Consider the following 19818-nt stretch of genomic DNA (forward strand, 5'->3'; position numbering starts at 1 on the left):
AATTAAAAGAATATTAATAAAGATATTACTAAGTTCTAATTGAACTTAGACATTCTTTATAAATCCACATATATTAATTTAAAAGTAATACTTATGAAAAAAAGCATCCTTTTGTTGTTCTTGTGCTTTTTCAGTTCCATAGGAATGATGGCACAAACAAAGTCAATCACCGGGACGGTAACGGATGGCGCTGGTGAAACAGTCATTGGTGCAAGTGTTGTAGAAGTAGGTACCACAAATGGTACAATTACAGATTTCGATGGGAAATTCACCTTAAAGGTTTCTCAAGGTGCGAAAATTACGGTTACTTATATTGGTTACACTCCACAGACATTTACAGTCGGGGCAGAGAACCACTATAATGTTATCTTAAAAGAAGACACAGAAGTATTGGACGAAGTAGTAGTTGTTGGTTATGGAGTTAAACAAAAACGGTCTACATTGACAACTTCAATCTCCAAACTTGATAACAAAACGCTAGAGAATGCAGCAGTTGCCAATGCAGCAACGGCATTACAAGGCTCGGTCAGTGGACTACGGGTCATTAATACTTCCGGTTCTCCGGGTAGTGCGCCAACCATTGTCTTACGTGGTGGAGCAGGTATTGAATCTTCCAGCAGTCCTTTAGTAGTCGTAGATGGGGTAATCCGCTCGATGGATGACATCAACCCTTCTGATATTGAATCTATCCAAGTACTGAAAGATGCCGCTTCTACCGCTATTTACGGTGCACGCGCCAATAGCGGTGTTATATTGGTGCAGACTAAGAAAGGAAAAGCCGGTTCCGCGCAAATATCCTACAAATTCAAGGGCGGTATGAACTTCGCCCGCAAAGGATACGAATATATGAATGCCGAAGAATACATTAAATATGCTCGTCTAGGCTCTCATTATTCAGGAAGATCTCTTAGCGACATCGACAACACCAGAGGTTATGGTGCCGTGTATGGCCAAAATAATCCAGGAATGTATGATATCAGATATCTGGAAGGAAACGAACAGTTATTGAATGAAGGATGGAAGAAAATGACCGATCCCATTTCAGGCAAAGAAATTGCCTTCCACGACTATGGAACTACTCTCAGAGACGAAGTATACAAAGATCCCGCATTTACCCAAGACCACTTTTTAAGCTTCACCGGTGGAAACGAGAACGGAACATTTGCCGCATCGCTGGGATATTATTCTGAAGACGGCACTGTAAAAGGAACACAATACCGCCGGTTCAGCGGGACACTGAACGGTAACTACAAAGTGCTCCCTATTCTGAATATTCGTGCCGGACTTAATTTCTCAACTTCGGAATCACCGCAACTGTACTATGATGATATGGCCGACTTGTTCGAACGTATGCAGAGTATCGAACCGACTTGGCGCCCCTTCCTGGAAGACGGTTCGCCAAACTACGGATATGGAAAAAGAGATGGTAACCCGATGTATTGGCTGGACAAACTGACGAATCAGAATAACACCAGACGTACTACTATGAATATCGGTGCAGACCTGGAATTAATCAAGAACAAACTGTTCCTGAAAGAAAACAGTTCTATCTACTACGATGATTATACACGCGAATATTTCGACAAGGCTTACCGTGATTTCTGGAACAAGAATACAGAGCGCAAAGCCGGATATGAATATACACGCAAAATACAACAGCAACATAGTGTACAATTAGAATACTCGGACACTTTCAAAGAAAAACATAATTTCTCCGCATTGTTAGGCGGCGAGTATTTTGAATACAAATATACGCAATACAAAGGTACAGGACAAGGAGCTCCTTTCGATGACATACCGACTTTAAATGTTGCATCCAAAGACAATGCATCTGCTTATTCTTATCGTGAAGGATACCGGATTTCATCCTTCTTCGGTCGTGCGACTTACGATTATGAACACCGTTATTTGTTTACCGCAGTCCTTCGCTATGACGGTATCTCCAAATTGTCCGACAACCGTTGGGGATTCTTCCCCGGAGTTTCTGCCGGATGGAACCTGCACGAAGAGGCTTTCTACAAAGACAGCAAACTGGCAGAAATCGTTTCTACCATCAAACCACGTATCTCCTATGGTGTCAATGGTAATGTAAACGGCATCGGCAACTATGACGTATACGGACAATACGAAAAACAAACAGCCTACAATGGTACAACAGGTATATTAAATACGAAAGTTATCAATTCACAACTGAAATGGGAAAAGAGTAAATCTTTTGAGTTAGGTTTAGATTTGGGATTCATGAACAACCGCTACAATCTGGTACTCGACTATTATAACCGTACGACTACCGACCTGCTGACTAACATTGATTTGCCGGGATATACAGGGTTCGATTCTTTCAAAACCAACTACGGTTCATTACGCAACTCCGGATTTGAAGTAGAAGCTAACCTAAATTTAATCACAAACCCGAAAGGCTTCAACTGGGATTTCTCATTCAACGCATCGTATGTGCACAACAAAATCTTAAAACTCCCTTATAACGGAAACGAAAACAACCGTAGAGGTGGTTCACAAATATATTCAGGTCGTAAAACTGCGAGTGGCGAGGACGAACTAATATGGGTAGGCGGATATCAGGAAGGTCAGACAATGGGCGATATCTACGCATACAAACAAGTAAAAGTTCTAAGCAATTGGGATGAGGTAAAACAACTTGCAGGAAATTATATTGACGAGGTAGCAGGTCTGTACGGGCCCAACGTAAGCGATGCCGACAAGAGTAAATACAAATTGACCAAACCTATCGAACCGGGTGACGTATTATGGGGAGACATCAACGGTGATAATCATATCACCCAATATGACCGCGTAAAAGTAGGTAATATCTATCCAAAATGGACAGGCGGATTCTCTACTACACTTTCTTATAAGAATGTCTCATTGTACGGACGTTTTGACTTTGCTGTCGGACATACAATTCTGAACATGGTCAAGATGCGTTCATTAGGACAATCCGTAGGATTCAAGAATATTATCAAGGAAGGTCTGAACTGCTGGACAGAAGATAATCCTAACGCGTCTCTTCCAAAATCATACTATGACGATTCTTCCAACAAGAAGAATTTCTATCGCTCTACTTCAGGCGGTGATATTACATCTGTTAACAACAGAAACTCTATCTTATATGAGAAAGGTGATTATCTGGCACTAAGGGAGTTAACTTTAAGTTGGAAGATTCCGGCAAAATGGATTGCAAAAGCAAGAATGACAAACGCTTCTTTATACATCACAGGACAAAACCTGTTCTACATCACAGGTTATTCGGGCAGTTCACCAGAAGCGCCACTAGTATACCCAGGCGTTGACACAGGACGTTACCCGACTCCGAGAACAGTTTTGGTAGGCGCATCTATCTCATTCTAATATCATCAAAAAGATTCTGATTATGAAAAATAAAATATTATCACTAGCAATTTTAGCATCCTCCCTATTCTCTATGACAGGATGCCTCGATATAGAACCAGTGAGCAGTACCACGGATGAAAATATGTGGCAAAATGAGGGACAGTTCACCTCGTTTGTATACGGAGTGCACTCCCGCCTGCGGGACAACACATTCAACCTATTTATATTAGGAGAATTAAGAGCCGACATCTACAGCATAGAAAACAACGGATGGTCAGGCGAAAGTAACGACGCACAAATATACAGTGCAAACCTACTGACAAAAGAAAGAACCGGACTGAGTAATTTCGCCGGGCTATATTCAAATATCAACCAGATAAATCTGTTTATTGAGAAAGCTAAAAACAGTGATGTTGTCACCCAGAACGATAAAAACTATTATTTGGGACAAATGTATGGTTTAAGAGCCTTCTATTACTTCCACTTGCTCCGCTCTTGGGGAGATGTCGTATGGAACGACCAGCCCAGCATGGGGTTTGAAGTAGGAAAGCTGGAAAAAGCAGCCTCGCCGGCAACTGAAATCATGCAACATATCAAAGATGACATTAATCTCTCGGAACAAAGTTACGGAGAAGACTACAGTTTCCGTGAAGGAAGGGCATTTTGGTCCAAAGCTGCGACTTTGATGCTGAAAGCAGAAGTTTACCTGTGGGCAAGCCAACAAATGAATGGGGGAACAGGAGATGCGACAACCGCCAAAAATGCCTTGACCGAAATTCAGACTAAAATTGATCGTAGCAAACTTGATTTATTGAGTAATTATAGTGAGGTTTTTGATTATGGTCATAAGGGAAACAATGAGATTATCTTCACTATTCATAACAAGCAAAACGAAACAAACTTGTTTGGCGGAAAATGGCGCGACAACATGGTTCCTCAGCAAATCATATTAAATTCTTATTATGATATGGAAACTGGCGCAAATTTCAGATTGAATATGAACGGAACAATCCATTATCCGTTGGATATCAATATCTACAATCAATATGACAATAACGACATTAGGAAAAAAGCAACTTTGAAAGCTGTATATGAAGCCAGTGCCCCACATGATTACAAAGGTTGTTTTGCCTACAAATATCAAGGCACAACCCCCAGTGGCGCTTCCGAAAGGCTTATGGCTGACGATTATCCTATATATAGATACGCGGATTTATTGTTAATGCTGGCAGAAGCAAAATCTCTTTTGTCTGAAGATCCGACCAACGAGATTAACTTAATCCGTGCCCGCGCTTATGGAAATAAATATGACGATGCAACGATAGGATATCCCAACCTTGCAGGAGACAACGACGGTATCAAAGAAGTTCTACTCAGAGAAAGATTCAAAGAGTTCATGTTCGAAGGAAAACGTTGGTATGATTTGCGCCGCTTCGGCAATGACTATGTATACAAATATACTACTGCTGACAAGAATTTACCAGGACGTCTGCTTTGGCCTATCGACAGCAATACAATGACTGACAATCCTGCGTTGAATCAAACAAAAGATTATTAATATCAACTGTAAAACTAAAGTGTGTCAAAAGCCAGTAATAATCTCCATTCCCTTACAGGTTACTGACTCTTGACACATCATTTTAACGAAAGATATTCAGTAAGTTCTAAAATGTAAGGCGACTAATTCATTGAGAGTTAGTTGCCTTTTTTGTATTGCCAATTGTAGTAGAAAGAAGTACTCTATAAACTCATTTGCACACGAATTTGAACTAAATAGTACATAAAATATCCATCATGCTATCACATCCTACATATTTCTCATTATCAATGCATTATATATAACAAATGATTTATTTAAAACGTATCTATGATACTTTTGCTACAAAAATAAGACATCTATCATATATAAAACAACCAAATAAAGGTTCCACAAGCATAAGACGGCTTTTTTTATTGCAATAAATCCGTATAAACCCAGCTATCATGGTTTAATGCCCCAACTTGAATGGCTCTAAATTTATATCCCACATATGTGGGGATATATAGCCTGCATACGTGGGATATAAAAAGACTATCACTCCAAATAGACAGTAACAAATATACAATCTATTCTAAAAGCTTCTTTAACCAAGGAAGAACTAATTCCGATTTAAAATAATGATTAGAGCCGTCTACGTTCACCAATCTATAAAACTCATCTCTATCGAGTCCTTCCGGCAATGCGTCAAAGTCCGTCCGATTATGCGGATCGGCATATTTAGGATAATGATGTATCTCGATATTCTCCGGATGTCCGGCAATTTTATATGCAGCACGTACAAGATTCAAGTCACGATCCAGTCCCCCTTCCGTCAATATCATAGGACGGGGAGCCAAAGCAGCAACAATATCGGGAAAGTTGAACTTGTGCCAAAAGTCAGGTATCAGATGGCGGATAGAGTTGGGGAAAGGTCGTGTGCCGTCCTTATCAGGCACGGTCATTACCAATGCACGTTCTTGTGTTTGACACAGAAAATCATTGTAAACAAAAGCATAAATAGACGTATCGAGTGTTCCCAGTACCATTAACGGTTCTGTCCCCAGTGAAAAGCCACTTACGATAATCCGGTCTTTACGGATATAGGGCTGTGTTTTCATCCATTGAAGAACTTGCATATCAAGATAAGAAGTATATCCCAGATAACTCCATCCCAACTCTAACAGAATTCGCGACACCAAATCGTAATTATAATTTCTCCCACGTGCATAACATTCCAAATCCGAGGACTCACCGGCTGCCGGATTATCAACGGCTACTGCCACATAACCAGCTTTCACAAAATTTCGTGCCATTGTTACCTTGGGATTCTGATAATCATCATTCAGCTTCGAGGAGACGCCCGGCTCGCCTGCCAATCCTTCTTTACTACCACCAGAACCGGGAATACATAAAACAGCAGGAACCGACTGCCGTAAAGAATCCGGTATCAGCACTAAAAAAGTAGATACACATTCGGGCAAAGGATAAAATTCCCACTTTTCCAGTTTGTAACCATCACGTTGCTTACTGTATAGCCGTTTAGGTGATGGTATGTCCTTAATTTCGGGAAAGTTCATAATCTCCTGCATTGACTTCCGTACTTTATGTTGCCATTCACAAAATTCTTCCCCAGTCATATTTTGCTGAAATGCACATTCTGGTTTCACATGTGAAAGCATTGCGTGAACAACTCCGTAAGTACTCAGGAATCGTCCATCCTGTCGTTCTGATTGAATGATATTATGTTCCCGTCCTATTACTTCCATAGTTTGGGCGGAAATAATGCTACTGTAAACTGTCAGCATTAATAAACCAACTATTATACTTTTTCTCATTGTAATGTTATATAATGAAAAGGTCACTCCTATCGTCCTATGATGAAAAGAATCCTTGGCATGATTTAGATAAAGCACGCCAAGGATTTATTAAATGAAAAGTTATTATTTAGTTTGCGGTATTGTCTTTCATACAACGAACTGGATAGCCATATGCTCTAGCCTGACTTCTCAGAGGGAAGAAATTAGCAGTATCATACATCAAACAACAAGCATTTGCAGCAGTTACCGGACTGTTACTCCAAGATTGCCCTCTATTAGCCGGGTTCTTTATTACAAATGTAGCATTATTCACATATCCCGAAGTTGCATAACTAGGAGTTGCCCCGACAGTGAAAGTACCTCCGGCATTTGAAATAAAATCAGCCATCGTACCATTAACATTTACAGTAACCGCACCAGTACTATATTTACCTCCAGCCGCAATATTTACAAATCCTGTCCAAACATATGCATGAGGTACACGATATCCCGGTGGACATGGATCATAGATAGTCTTACTACCAGACTCATTCACTACCGGACTGGTTGCTGTCACAATATTGGCGTTTCCCCACAAATCATTACCACCATCTACGAGCCAACTTTTTGCACCAGATGCTATGTAGCACATTGGATATCGGGCAATATCATTAGCTTCTATCGGTGTAGTAATCCATCCCCAAGTATTATCAGTAGCAACAGTCAGTGATTTAATAGCATCAAATGCGTTACCATCCTTGTCATAAGTCGTCAAAACTGTTACTGACCCAGCACCAGCATCATCTCTTTCCGGGAATGGATCTTTACGTCCCCATTGATAACGCATTCCTTGAGCTTTATTGTTTTTATTTACTGCCCAATATCCGTCAGAAAGAGCACCTAAGTTTCTATCCATCATTACAGGATTGACCAACTTATTATAGTCATTGTAGTCCGAATGAATGGTATATGTTTCCACTTTGGAATCCAAATCAGCATCCGTCACCCAAATATGCCAACTCCAAAGAATTGTAGTGCCATCTGCTGCATAAGCTGCAATAACAGCGTTTCCTGCATCCAAAGACGTATTCTCGGAACCGTTCAAGGTAAAGTAAATATATCCATTTTTCAGTTGGACTCCATAAATCAATCCTGGCGCAGTCTGCCAAAGTATATTAGCCGATGCCGGTGCTAATGTTTTCGGAATAATCCCAGGAGCAGTTCCCGATAGCGGGTCATAATCAGCAACAGGCTGAGTAGTAGCACCATTTCCCATCACCGTAGCTTTGAAACGATATTCCTGTCCGGCTTTGCCAGCTATGTAACAGTTTGCCGTTTCGTTCTCGCTCAAATCAATAGAGGTATCCACTACAGAACCACTAGTCAATTGATCTAAATCCAAAGTCAAGGTAGTAAATTCTCCGGCAATTATATTCATCCAATCAATCTCACCAGTCAAAGCAATATCTTCAACACCTGTTTTCTCCAATATGAGTTTAACAGGGCATTTTGCTGAAGATAAAGCCAATGGATTTACTGAAATATATCCATGAAATTCTTTATTTGCGACCAATTCCGGTGCATTATCTATTTTCAACAAGACATCGGAAGAACCTTCAGAAATACTAAATGAGCCCGTGGTCAAATTGAACTTATAATTCCCAACCAAAGGTGTTCCCTCTGGTGCAGAAAGTTCTATCGACTTCACTTTCCATCCCGAATACTTGGCTACTGTAGTATAAGCGACATCCAAATACCCCAATGCATGCTTAAATGTCACTGGAACGGCATTTTCCACTTCTGATGTGGTTATTGCTGCATATGTCAAAGCAGTGCTTGCCAAGTGAGCATTGGACGTCCCCGACTGCAATTGCGTACTATTCAAAATCCCCGCTATGGATGTTGCCGCAGTGTTAGTTTTACTATAAGGTGAATAAACATAGAATGTATGTTCACCACTCCCCCACGCTACCTGTGTGTAGAACATCCCCTCGGTCTGTCCCACAAAAGGAGCTGCAACGCCCACAACAAGGTTGTTTGTTTTTGTCTGCTCGCAGAAGAAGCCTATTTTACTATCAGCCGCCCAAGTCGTCTTGTTATCACCCAACTGTGACTGGCAATTAAAGAAAATCTGATTTCCTCCCGCCGGACGTGTAAAATCAGTCTGAGTATAGTCATCGTCACTGCATGCAGTAGCAAGTAACACTGCACAGAGTCCTAAGACTGAAAATATAGATTGTTTTTTCATCTTTGTATGATTTAAATTTTAATGAATGATATGAATCTGACAGGCAGACTAATAACCCGGCGTCTGCTGTACCAATGGGTCCTTCGACATTACCGTAGCATCGACAGGCCATAACAGATGTTTCTCGACAAGGTCGCCCGTAACGCTAATCTGAAGAGCTTTAGCCAATTCTCCATCCTTCATACGGCGGATGTCATACCAACGCTTACCTTCACCAACAAACTCTTTGGAGCGTTCTTCCAGAATCGCTTCTTCTGCTGTCTCACTACCACGGGGGTATTTATTGGCGGCATATGCGGAACCGTATGCACGTTCACGGACACTATTGATGTATGCAGCAGGATCACCTCCCTGCAATGCCACGATTTCAGCTAGCATCAACTGCAAATCCGCATAGCGATAGACTGGCCAGTCATTCGTAAACTTACGTATATCATTGTCCAGTTCTCCTTTATATTTATTCAAGAGTATGGCTGCCGCTCCGCCGTCTACCTTATATACATCAAAGAAAGTGGCGCTACGACGAATATCGCTTTCACTGAATGTATCAAAGAATTCTTTTGTATACTGATAGTTGGATGCCGTACCATTCAGTTTCAAAGGATTCACATTATTACCTTTGTACTCTACACCATCTGCATTCTCGAAACCTACCAGATTGGTATTCGTAGGATACATGAATTTGCTAAAGAAATTCTCTTTCTCATTCAGCATGTAGCGAATTACGAATATCATTTCTTTATTATCTTTCTTCTTTACGTCAAAAACCTCTTCAAAGCTGGTCTTGGAAGCAAAGTCGTATTTGCCGCAATCTATAATATCCTGCAACGCTTGCTTTGCTGCCGCCAAGTCGGCCGGTATATTTTTCGAGTAGACGCTTCCACCGCCAATGGGTTTTACCTTACATCCCCACAACAGGATTTCAGCTCTCAACATCTTTGTTGCTGCCTTGCTCCAATAAGAACTCTTGTCTGTAGAATTGATGGTAAATGCATCATCTGCAAAATAATCTTCTGATGCCTTGATGTCTTTTACAAGGAAATTGTAGACTTCTTCTTCCGTAGCCCGCGGCTGATTCAAGTCGGAAGGGGTAAAACTACCGTCCATCACACGTGCGGTTTCAACTAGAGGAACTCCGCCATAGGTACGGAACAGATGAAAGTAATAAAAACTTCTCAATCCGTGCAACACACCCATATAATAGTTCTTTTCTGTTTCATTCAAGGCAGAACTGCCGGGTACGGACTGGATGGCATGGTTAATCTGCATGATGTCCATATAGAAGTTACCCCAGTTACTTATTACAGAATTAGCTTCGGTGAGGTTGTTTGTCACAGCCGGCACATCGCTAATAGTCTGATTGAACAAGGAAGAGTTTGAGCCGTAAAAGGTTCCACCTCTAAGTTCACCCATTTTGAACAACACTTCCTGACGTTCGCGAACACGATAATGCAAACCACGCACAAAACGTTCCGCCTGATCTTTGGTACTCCAGTAATTACTGATACCGTAGGAGTCTACCGGACTCAAGTCCAAATAATCGCAAGACTGCATGGCTCCTATCAACAACACTAATAATGTATATTTTATTTTTTTCATAATGCTATCTTTCTTTATGATTTTAGAACACAACCTTTAATCCCATCAGAACTGTCTTAGGCAAAGCATATCCGCCCTTGTTGCTACTGGTGGTCCCATATTCAGGAGTATAGAGACGATTGTCCGTTATGTAGAACAAATTCTGTCCGGTAAGCGTCACCGTCACTTTATCCATGAGGGCTTTTTTAGTCCACTGCGAAGGTAAATCGTAGCTCAAGGAAATCTCACGGGCACACAGGTAAGAAGCATCTTCCCAGAACAATGAAGTATTGCGGGTATAGTTCTTTTTAAAGTTAGTGTCGTTAGTCATCAATACCGGAAGTTCTGCACCCGGATTATCTTCCGTCCATGTCTTTTTAGCCAAATCCGGAACATTGAAGTGACCGGAAGTGATACCCATGAAATATTGATAACCGCTATTCCACTTCTTGTACCCCAACGCATAGTCGAACCGTGCAAATAATGTCAGACCTTTCCATGTAACGGACGTATTGAAACCACCCATCCACTTTGGAATCTCATTGCCAAGCTTCACCTGATCGTACGTATCAATAATTCCATCACCATTCACATCGTACCATACTGCATCCCCTGGAGCTAACTGCTGTGCATTTTTCTGCTGTTCAACTGTCAACTGCGCATAAGCCGCCGGACCATAGACCGGTTTAGAAGGAATCTTGTCTACGTAATAAGCATAATTTGCCAAATCGGCTTCGTCACGTACAACGTGCATCATCTTAAATCCGTAGATATCACCATAAGACTGTCCTTCCTGCATTCCCCCCTTCCATACGGTTTCATTACTACCTTTGCCTTTGTAAACTTCCGTTCCGCCCTGGCGGTTGTTCTCATTACCGTTATCGGGCAATTGCAGAATTTTGGATTTCACAAAAGTGATGTTGGCACCTACATTCCATTTAAAGTCCTTACGATCAAAAATGCGGTAATTGACTTCAAGCTCCATACCCTGACTACGCACAGCGCCGTTATTTGTCGTCATCGAGCCTACACCGGATGAGGAAGCTAAAGGTACATTAGCAATCAAGTCGGTAGTCTTTTTGTTGAAGTAACCTACGGCCAAGTCTACCTTATTAAACAATCCTAATTCTATCGCAGTATCAAAAGAAGTCGTCTTCTCCCAACGCAATCCGGGATAAGCAATATCGTTAATCAACAGACCGTAGATACCGTTGTAGTTACCGGCATTTCCATAACTGCCTTGTAGTTCGTACAACCCAATACCGTTCACGTTACCATTCTGCCCGTATCCCATACGAACCTTTATGTTGGAAAATATATCCAGATATTTCTCCATGAATTCTTCACGATACACATTCCATGCGGCACTGACACCAGGGAAAAATCCCCAACGGTTGTCTACCAGCTTGGAATAACCGTCGTAACGTCCGGAAAAAGAGAAAAGATACCTGCTTTTATAGTCATAGGTCGCATTTACAAAACCGGACATGATACGCTCCTGTGTGTGAGTGGTAGACATGTTACGGGTAGATTTCCCATTAGCATCCAACGGGGCAGTAAACTGCAACCCGATAAAATCATCGGAAGTAGCTCCCTGGCCTGATGCCGAGAGTCCGTAGTTATATTTGTCTATAATTTCAAAACCTCCGACTGCACTGACGTTATGGTCACCGAATGAGGCATTGTAATTAAGAATGGCGTTGTAAGTCTGATCCAGTTTGCGCGCATAAGTAGCAGAAGCTTTGCGGTTAGAATTCAGCTTGCCGGGAGCAGTAGGCAATTCTTTATCAAAAGATTCTGTTTCTTTCATCCAAAGATACCACATACCACTCAGTTTCAGACTAAGTCCTTTCATCAAATCCACTTGAAAAGAAGTTCCCAATGTGGTCTTATAAGCTGTATTTCTACGATAATAGTAGTTCTTCATCTCATTCCAGTTGGCATTCTGGGTATTATTGAGTAGTGTAATAACTGTTCCATCCAGATTAGCCCCTTTGAAAGTAGGCGGGGCCGCAGCCACTACGCTCCAGAAATTAGCGTCACTCATGTAGTTAGGGTTGGTTTCCGAACGTGAAAAGTTTACGAAACCGGAAGCTTTCAACCAACTTTTAATTTTATATTCACCATTTAAGTTAAAAGACAAACGCTGGTATCCCGACTCCAACGGAAAACCCGTTTCATCATAATATCCGATACTTGAATAATACTTACCTTTATCGTTTCCACCGGAGAACGAAACATTATAATCCTGCGTCCAGGCATCCTGCGTGTTCAACTTCATAAAATCAGTTTCCTTGAACAATAGATAATTGTCTGAGGCAGGATCTTTCATCGACTGCCAACCGTAGTCCAGGAGATACTTATTTTTATCCGTCAGAATAGATGTACTATAGATACCGTTGCTGCTTTTATTTCCATCGGCAGTAATGTCATTTCCTGTACCCCATCCATTCACCAAATTCATATCGTCTCCACTACGCTTTGCCGCCATACGCTCCCAATAGAGATAATCACGGGCATTCATAAAATCATAGTTGTCGCGGGCAAAACCTTTACCGATATTTACGTTCAAAGTTACTGTTGTTTTTCCCACATGACCGCTCTTGGTAGTCACCAATACTACACCATTGTTGGCACGTGCACCATATAATGCTGTCGCAGCAGCATCTTTCAAGACTTCAATAGACTCAATATCGTTGCTGTTGATATCATTCATATCATCTTTCTGCACACCGTCGATAATATACAACGGACTACCTGAACCGTTCAAAGAAGCACCTGCACGTACCTGGATAGAAGGACCTGCTCCTGGCTGACCGGAAGTTTGTGTAACACGTACACCAGTAACCGTACCAGCCAAAGCTGTCAATGGATTGGAACGCACACCTTTCTCCAAAACTTCAGAAGATACTTTGGATATAGCTGCCGTCAGTTTATCTTTAGTAACGGTTTTACCATAACCTGTGACAATAACTTCCTGCAAACCTATGGCATCATCTTTCATCACTACCATAATATTCTTGCGTCCATCCACCGAAACATTCTGTTGAACATAACCTATGTATGAAAAAACAAGAACCGATTTGTTCTTCGTTAATGTTAACGTATATTTTCCATCCAAATCTGTAATAGCACCATTTGATGTGCCCACTTCCAATACAGAGACACCAATCAAGGGCTCTCCTGCAACATCTTTCACAACACCACTTACCATTTGCCCAACTTGTGCATATATGCTGACAATGGAACAAAGCATGGCCACTACCATGAAAATTACTTCACGGTAGTACTTTAAATGTATTTTTCTCATATTAAAGAAGTTATTTAGTAGATAATATAAACAGTTCCAGTCTCATCCATCCAGCCGGACGAGTTGATAGTTTTGGGAATCCCGGCTCATCACCGAGTTCGGCAACAACAGCCATGTCACCATCAGGCAAAAGAGCCATACATGTATATCCTGCAGCTTTGTCATAAAGCACCATTTGGTCTGCCGGGTCGAATGTATGCGAATGACCTCCAAAGAATTTAGCTTTAGCCAAATATAATATACCACGATCGTCATGAGCTACTGTCTCAGCAATCCCTTTCGAACCACAGTAATACAACCATTCACCCTTTACTATAACACTTCCTGCACAGCCTTTGGCTGGAGTAGGTAGTGCTGTCGGAGCATAATCTGAAAAAGAAGGCCATTTGGCTCCACCATCTGTACTTACATAGTTCTGACGGTATCCGTTATAACGGATATTGCCAATCAATGCACCGTCAGGCGCTTCCGTTACTGTCCATTCACCGGACTTATTAGGTTGCCCGGTTTCCCACGTCACTCCGTTATCATCTGACCACATAGCTGTATTTCCGCCATTTGAAACGGTGCCAGCAGCTTCATTCACCTTAAAAGTACGTATAGGAACAATCAGACGGTTCTTATATTGTTCACTTGATGTCATTTGTACTCCTGAACCAGGACCAAAGCTACCAATCATTCTTGTCGCACCACTAAAAATTCCAATTGTCACTTCGTCTGTAAGATCTTTTCTTGTCCAATTTAATCCATCATCTTCCGAAGTATACATTATAGCTCTATTGTTATAACCTTGCTTGCCCGACTCTTTACCTACGGCATCCCATAAAGAGGTAAACAAAAAGATTTTCCCTGTAACTTGGTCGACAACAACAGTCGGATCCATATATGACAACTTTGATGAAGTAGTTTGACTGGTTAAGTTCTTTTCAGTCCATGTTACCCCCTTATCAGTACTACGTTTCATCAGAATATCCGTCCGCCCCGCTTTGTCTTGCCAAGTTCCATAACGAGCTTCACAAAAAACAAGTATGCTACCTTTCTTTGTAACCGCGATAGCAGGAACACGATATGAAATGTCATTACTTGCTTTCGAATTGAATACAGTAATTGTTGGAGAAGCTACCTCCCATACCGGTTCTGAACCAGGCTCAGGGTCAGGATTTGGATCCACAACCTCATCCGGATAAGGTACCGGACTGAAATCATTAACGTTATCATCCGAACAGGCATAAAGAAGGCATAATCCGATATTTAGAATTAAAGCATTAAATAAATATTTCATAAATAAAAAAATTAAAGATTAATAATAGGCACTAAAATTAAATCTAGCTTTAGCCAGTCAGCCGGTCGTTTAAGAGGTTTTATATTAGGTAACGATTTACGAGTAAACGATTGTGTATCTGCTGTTTCAAAGATTATAGCCATTCGTTCGTCCGGTAACAAAGCCATACAGCTATATCCGGAAGCTTTGTCATACAAAAGCAGACTATCATTCCAAGTTTTTCCGCCATTACAACTTTTATATAAAGTCAACCCAGCTCTTTCGTCATATTCTGGAGTTTCCGGAATTCCCTTTATTCCAGAGAAATAAAGATGTGCACCTTTCCCTAGCACACTAGCTTGGCAGCCTTTAGACACGCCAGGCAGAGTCGGATCTTTCACTGCTTTACTCCAAGTCATGCCTCCGTCTTTGCTATATGCTACCATACGTGCACCTGATACCCGAGCATTATACACTAAAACTCCATTAGGAGATTCTGCAATCTGAAACTCATTATCTGTATCTCCATTCCCTCCTACTGTCCACGTTTCACCATGATTGTCTGAGAAAATAGCAACATCATGTGCTATTTTTCTTTCTGTATCAGAAATACGGGCCGGCAAAATTAAACGTCCACTGTACTTCTCACCTACCATCTGTAATCCTGCTCCCGGACCAAAACCATATATATAGCGTCCATCAGGTATCAAAGATGCAGTAACATCAGCTGGAGCAGACCAAGACTGACCATTATCATCCGAAGTAATAAGAATGGCACGATTATTAGCTCCTGAATGGTCATCTGTCGGCCAGAAAGTCGTAAAAAGAAAAACCTTGCCAGTGCTTGAATCTAAAATAGGGGTTGGATCCATATAAGCCCCGGTAGTTCCTTTTGTTAAATCTTGCATGACCGACCATGTCTGACCATTATCTGTGCTACGCTTCACTACTATATCTGTACGACTTTTATCTTGCCAACTTTCTCTACGCGCTTCACAAAACACAAGCAAAGAACCATCTTTAGCTGTCAATAATGAAGGAATACGATAACTATTCACATTATCATCCCCTGCAGAAAACACGGTGTATTTAGGAAACTCAGAAAAAGTGTTTTTAGTATTTGACTGCGCTTCTCCTTTCATATAAGAAAAGAGAAGCATAAGTCCTGCTAATAGTATGCTTTTCGATATACACATAGTTTTAGATTTAATCTTTAAAAGCTACATAATACTTCAAAGAAGTTCCTTACAAAGCATATAACTGCGAATCATCATACGAGGTATATGGAAAGGACCTTTAAAGAGATTCCCTTTGGCAGGTTGGGCTACGGTACCGTCACGGTGAAGATAACCATACCACTCTCCGTACTCCTTATCGGGAAAGTGAGCGTACGTCCAATCACTGATCTGCTTATGCATCTGAAGATATTTCTCATCTCCGGTAGCCTGATACGCATATAAAGTAGCAATAATAGCTTCTGTTTGCGGCCACCAGAATTTCATATCCTGAGAATAATCTTGAACCGGAAGATTACGGCAGTCACGGAAGTTGATGATTCCACCGAACTCCTTGTCCCATCCCCATTCCCAGGACCAATCGAGAATTTGAAGAGCCAATTGGAGTAAATCTTTATCCCAGTTGCGATATTTAGCTTCTTCCATGATGAACCAGGCCGTTTCAATACAATGTCCCGGATTTATGAGACGTCCGTTACAAGTATCAATAAACTCACCATTGGGTCCTACCATCTCAAGCAAAGCTTTGAATTCAGGATGGATGAAGTATTGACGTAATGCTGCAATTGAACGGTCTATTTGCTCTGTCAGCACCGGGTCGTCAACAACCATACGAATTCGAGAAGCTGTATTGATCAAGATCATCGTTATTGAATGCCCCCGTGCTTCCAATGCAGGCAGATATTTCGGTTCCAACAAACCGGGAGTTTCAAGAAAATGCTGTATGCTCTTGAAAATCTCCAAAGCTCTCTCTGCATATTTTTTATCACCAGTTGCCAAAGCATATTCTGCCATTGCAATAGCAGCAAACCCTTCGGAGAACACATAACGACGTTTACGCAAGGGAGTACCTTCTTCCGTCACTTCAAAAAACATATGTCCGTCCGTATCAAAGCAATGGGACTCAATAAAGTCAATACAACTTTTCGAAGCGGAAAGCCATTCGGGATTTTTCTCTATATTATTATATGCAAATGCTGCTATGAAACCAAAACGTCCCTGAAACCACACAGACTTTGTGGTATCTATTATATTACCATCGCGATTGACGCAAGTATAGACACCGCCATGTTTACGGTCCAAGCCATACTTCATCCAAAACGGCATAATGTTGTTCATTATGTCATCCTTATAGGATGCAGCCCATTGATTTATATATTCTGTTTCGTTCATGTCTCGTACTATTAGAATTTATTACAACGTTCGAAGAAATGGATTGCTTCCAATTCTGCTTTCATCTGCGCCTCTTCTGCATCTGTCATATTCTGAAACGGAGTACGGTTCTTACCTAAATCAAGACCTATCAATTTCATAATGCGTTTTCCGCCGACTATATTTCCACGGAAATGACAGATAACATTAATCACTTCTTGTGAGAAATTCTGCCGTTCGCGAGCTGTTTCCAAATCACCCGCTTTCCATGCATCGATAATACCGACTAACTCTTTTCCGTTATAATTGGTAGTTCCCCCAATGCCACCTTGAGCACCGCCCATAGCCAGACAAGGAAGAATCGTTTCATCCTGACCATGCAGCATATCGAACTTACCATTCTTATATAAACGACACTGATTGTACTCATACATACTTTCAAAAGTATATTTGATACCTGCAAAATTAGAAATACGCCCATCTACTGCTTCCAACAATTTAACCATCGGTAAAAAAGCGCCATTAAATGCCGGAATATGATAATAATAGAAAGGTAGTTCGGGTGCACCGGATGCAATCTCTTCGATGTACTTAACTAATTCTTCAATACGTCCAATCTTCGGAAAGGGTGGAGCCATAGCACCAATACCCCATGCGCCGATCTTTTGTGCATGTTCGGCCAGCATACGGCTCGCTTTCACACAGCAACTGCCAACATGTACAATCACTTTAAAACCGTCAGGAGCAACAGAAACCCAACGTTCAGCCAGTTGCATACGTTCTTCTTCTGTCAGCATATAGCCTTCACCGGAAGAGCCATTGATAAAAACTCCTTGCAGCCCATTCTTTACCAGCATTTTAGCGTATGCTTCAATTGGTTCTAAATTTATTTCACCATTTTCATAAAAAGGAGTAAACGGTGCATCAATAAGTCCTTTAATTCGTTCCATCATTTTATTTTTTATAAAGTTAGTATTATTCTCAATCTACCATATTATCTGTCTTCGGCCTTAAGAAATAGATTTGAAGTACCAATGCCACAGCTACTACAATGCTTAACATTGCAAATCCTTGTCCCAAGCTTCCACCATCTGTCCATTTGCCAAGAACCTCGGTCACGGCAGCTCCGGCAAATACTCCGGTCATATTCATTATGCCATAAGCGGTTGCACGATGTTTTGCCGATACGAACTGACACAAAATAGGCATATTATTTGCATCAAATATTCCAAAACCAATACCAAAGAGCAGTCCCGCACCAATCACACTGATAAAGCTATGACCAAAACCAAGCAAAAGCAACGCCGGTATGGTCATTCCCAAACCAATAGCTCCTGTATAAATACGTCCACGAATATTTTTTTGCACCCAACGGTCGGACAATATTCCACCTAGAATAACACCGATAAAAGACGATACTGCAATTGTTATGGTAGAGATCGGACCCGCCTCAGCCATAGGAATATTCAGACTATCTGCAAATAACGTCGGAAGCCTATTCTTTGTAGCCCATCCCGGAAGGCTGGGAGCAGCAAAATAGATAAGAATTATCCAAAATGCCCAGTTAGTAAACAGCAAGGAAAGCCCACTTATGACAGAAGGTTTCTTCTCTTTAGGAGTATTGTCTATTTCCTTAACAGCAATATTATGAATAGGATTTTCTTTCAAAAATAATATAAGTACCAAAGAATAGGCAATACCAACAATACCAAACCAATGAAAAGTGCTCTGCCATGAAAAAACTGCAGCAGCCGTAGCCCCAAAACCACCGATAGCCTGGCCTACATACAATCCCGTCATATGTACTCCTACCGCTAAAGAACGTGATTTCCCCTCATGCCAGTCAGCAATCAACGACAAAGCCGACGGAATATACAACGCTTCACTGATTCCCATTATAGCACGTAACCAATAAAGTTCGTGAAAATCTTGAGCATACCCCATCAAGAAAGTAACAGCAGACCAAACAAAAAGACTGCCAACCACCAACCATTTACGATTTACCCTATCTGCTATTATTCCGGCAACGGGACTCATAAAACCATATATCCACAAAAAAATAGCCATCAAAGCTCCAAAAGCCTCTGCTTTATTCAACTCCACAATATCAACTTTCATAGCTTCTTGCATAGTAGAAAGCATCTGGCGATCCATATAATTAAGAAGCGCCACTATCCACAATAAACCAACTACCACCCAGGGATAAATATTCTTGTTTTTCATATAAAGTAAATTTTTATGTTTCACTCGTATTAAATCATTGCAAACATATAGATATTTTTATTATTATCCAAATATTTAATTAAATATTTTATTATATCACGGTGATTAATTAATAAGCAATACACAACAATAGTCTATACGACTA

11 protein-coding genes are annotated in these 19818 nt (G+C 41.1%); 2 read left to right on the forward strand and 9 right to left on the reverse strand.

Features of this window, described 5'->3' with window-relative positions:
• Positions 1-93 precede the first annotated feature (93 nt).
• Together RDN93_RS10625 and nanU are read left to right on the forward strand one after the other, a co-directional pair.
• Positions 94-3369: a TonB-dependent receptor gene (locus RDN93_RS10625; protein ID WP_308745500.1), complete on the forward strand. Its 3276-nt coding sequence runs from the start codon at positions 94-96 to the stop codon at positions 3367-3369.
• A 22-nt stretch (positions 3370-3391) separates the two neighbouring features.
• On the forward strand, positions 3392-4909 hold the full coding sequence (gene nanU / locus RDN93_RS10630) for a SusD family outer membrane lipoprotein NanU (RefSeq protein WP_308745501.1): 1518 nt from the start codon (positions 3392-3394) through the stop codon (positions 4907-4909).
• 548 nt (positions 4910-5457) lie between these two features.
• On the opposite strand, the gene RDN93_RS10635 is transcribed toward nanU, so the two are convergent.
• The 9 genes from RDN93_RS10635 to RDN93_RS10675 form a co-directional block, all read right to left on the reverse strand.
• Entirely contained in the window at positions 5458-6705 is a 1248-nt protein-coding gene (locus RDN93_RS10635; RefSeq protein WP_374047397.1) for an alpha/beta hydrolase family protein, read from the reverse strand.
• Between the two features lie 109 nt (positions 6706-6814).
• A complete protein-coding gene (locus tag RDN93_RS10640; protein ID WP_308745502.1) occupies positions 6815-8914 on the reverse strand; it encodes a fimbrillin family protein in 2100 nt (699 codons plus the stop codon).
• Between the two features lie 48 nt (positions 8915-8962).
• Positions 8963-10513, reverse strand: coding sequence for a RagB/SusD family nutrient uptake outer membrane protein (locus RDN93_RS10645; protein ID WP_308745503.1), 1551 nt, complete (start codon positions 10511-10513; stop codon positions 8963-8965).
• A 22-nt stretch (positions 10514-10535) separates the two neighbouring features.
• Positions 10536-13802 carry a TonB-dependent receptor gene (locus RDN93_RS10650; protein ID WP_308745504.1) on the reverse strand — a complete coding sequence of 1089 codons (3267 nt, stop codon included), beginning with the start codon at positions 13800-13802 and terminating at the stop codon, positions 10536-10538.
• Between the two features lie 10 nt (positions 13803-13812).
• Positions 13813-15084 (reverse strand): sialidase family protein, encoded by a 1272-nt coding sequence (locus tag RDN93_RS10655; protein WP_308745505.1) that lies wholly within the window; start codon positions 15082-15084, stop codon positions 13813-13815.
• Between the two features lie 11 nt (positions 15085-15095).
• Positions 15096-16259 (reverse strand): sialidase family protein, encoded by a 1164-nt coding sequence (locus tag RDN93_RS10660; protein WP_308745506.1) that lies wholly within the window; start codon positions 16257-16259, stop codon positions 15096-15098.
• A gap of 36 nt (positions 16260-16295) precedes the next feature.
• Positions 16296-17471, reverse strand: a complete 1176-nt coding sequence (locus RDN93_RS10665) for an AGE family epimerase/isomerase (protein ID WP_308745507.1) — start codon at positions 17469-17471, stop codon at positions 16296-16298.
• 11 nt (positions 17472-17482) lie between these two features.
• Positions 17483-18400 carry a dihydrodipicolinate synthase family protein gene (locus RDN93_RS10670; protein ID WP_308745520.1) on the reverse strand — a complete coding sequence of 306 codons (918 nt, stop codon included), beginning with the start codon at positions 18398-18400 and terminating at the stop codon, positions 17483-17485.
• Positions 18401-18431: 31 nt separating this feature from the next.
• Positions 18432-19673: an MFS transporter gene (locus RDN93_RS10675; RefSeq protein WP_308745508.1), complete on the reverse strand. Its 1242-nt coding sequence runs from the start codon at positions 19671-19673 to the stop codon at positions 18432-18434.
• Positions 19674-19818 lie beyond the last annotated feature (145 nt).

It is taken from the genome of uncultured Bacteroides sp., from assembly GCF_902491285.1.
Lineage (GTDB): Bacteria > Bacteroidota > Bacteroidia > Bacteroidales > Bacteroidaceae > Bacteroides.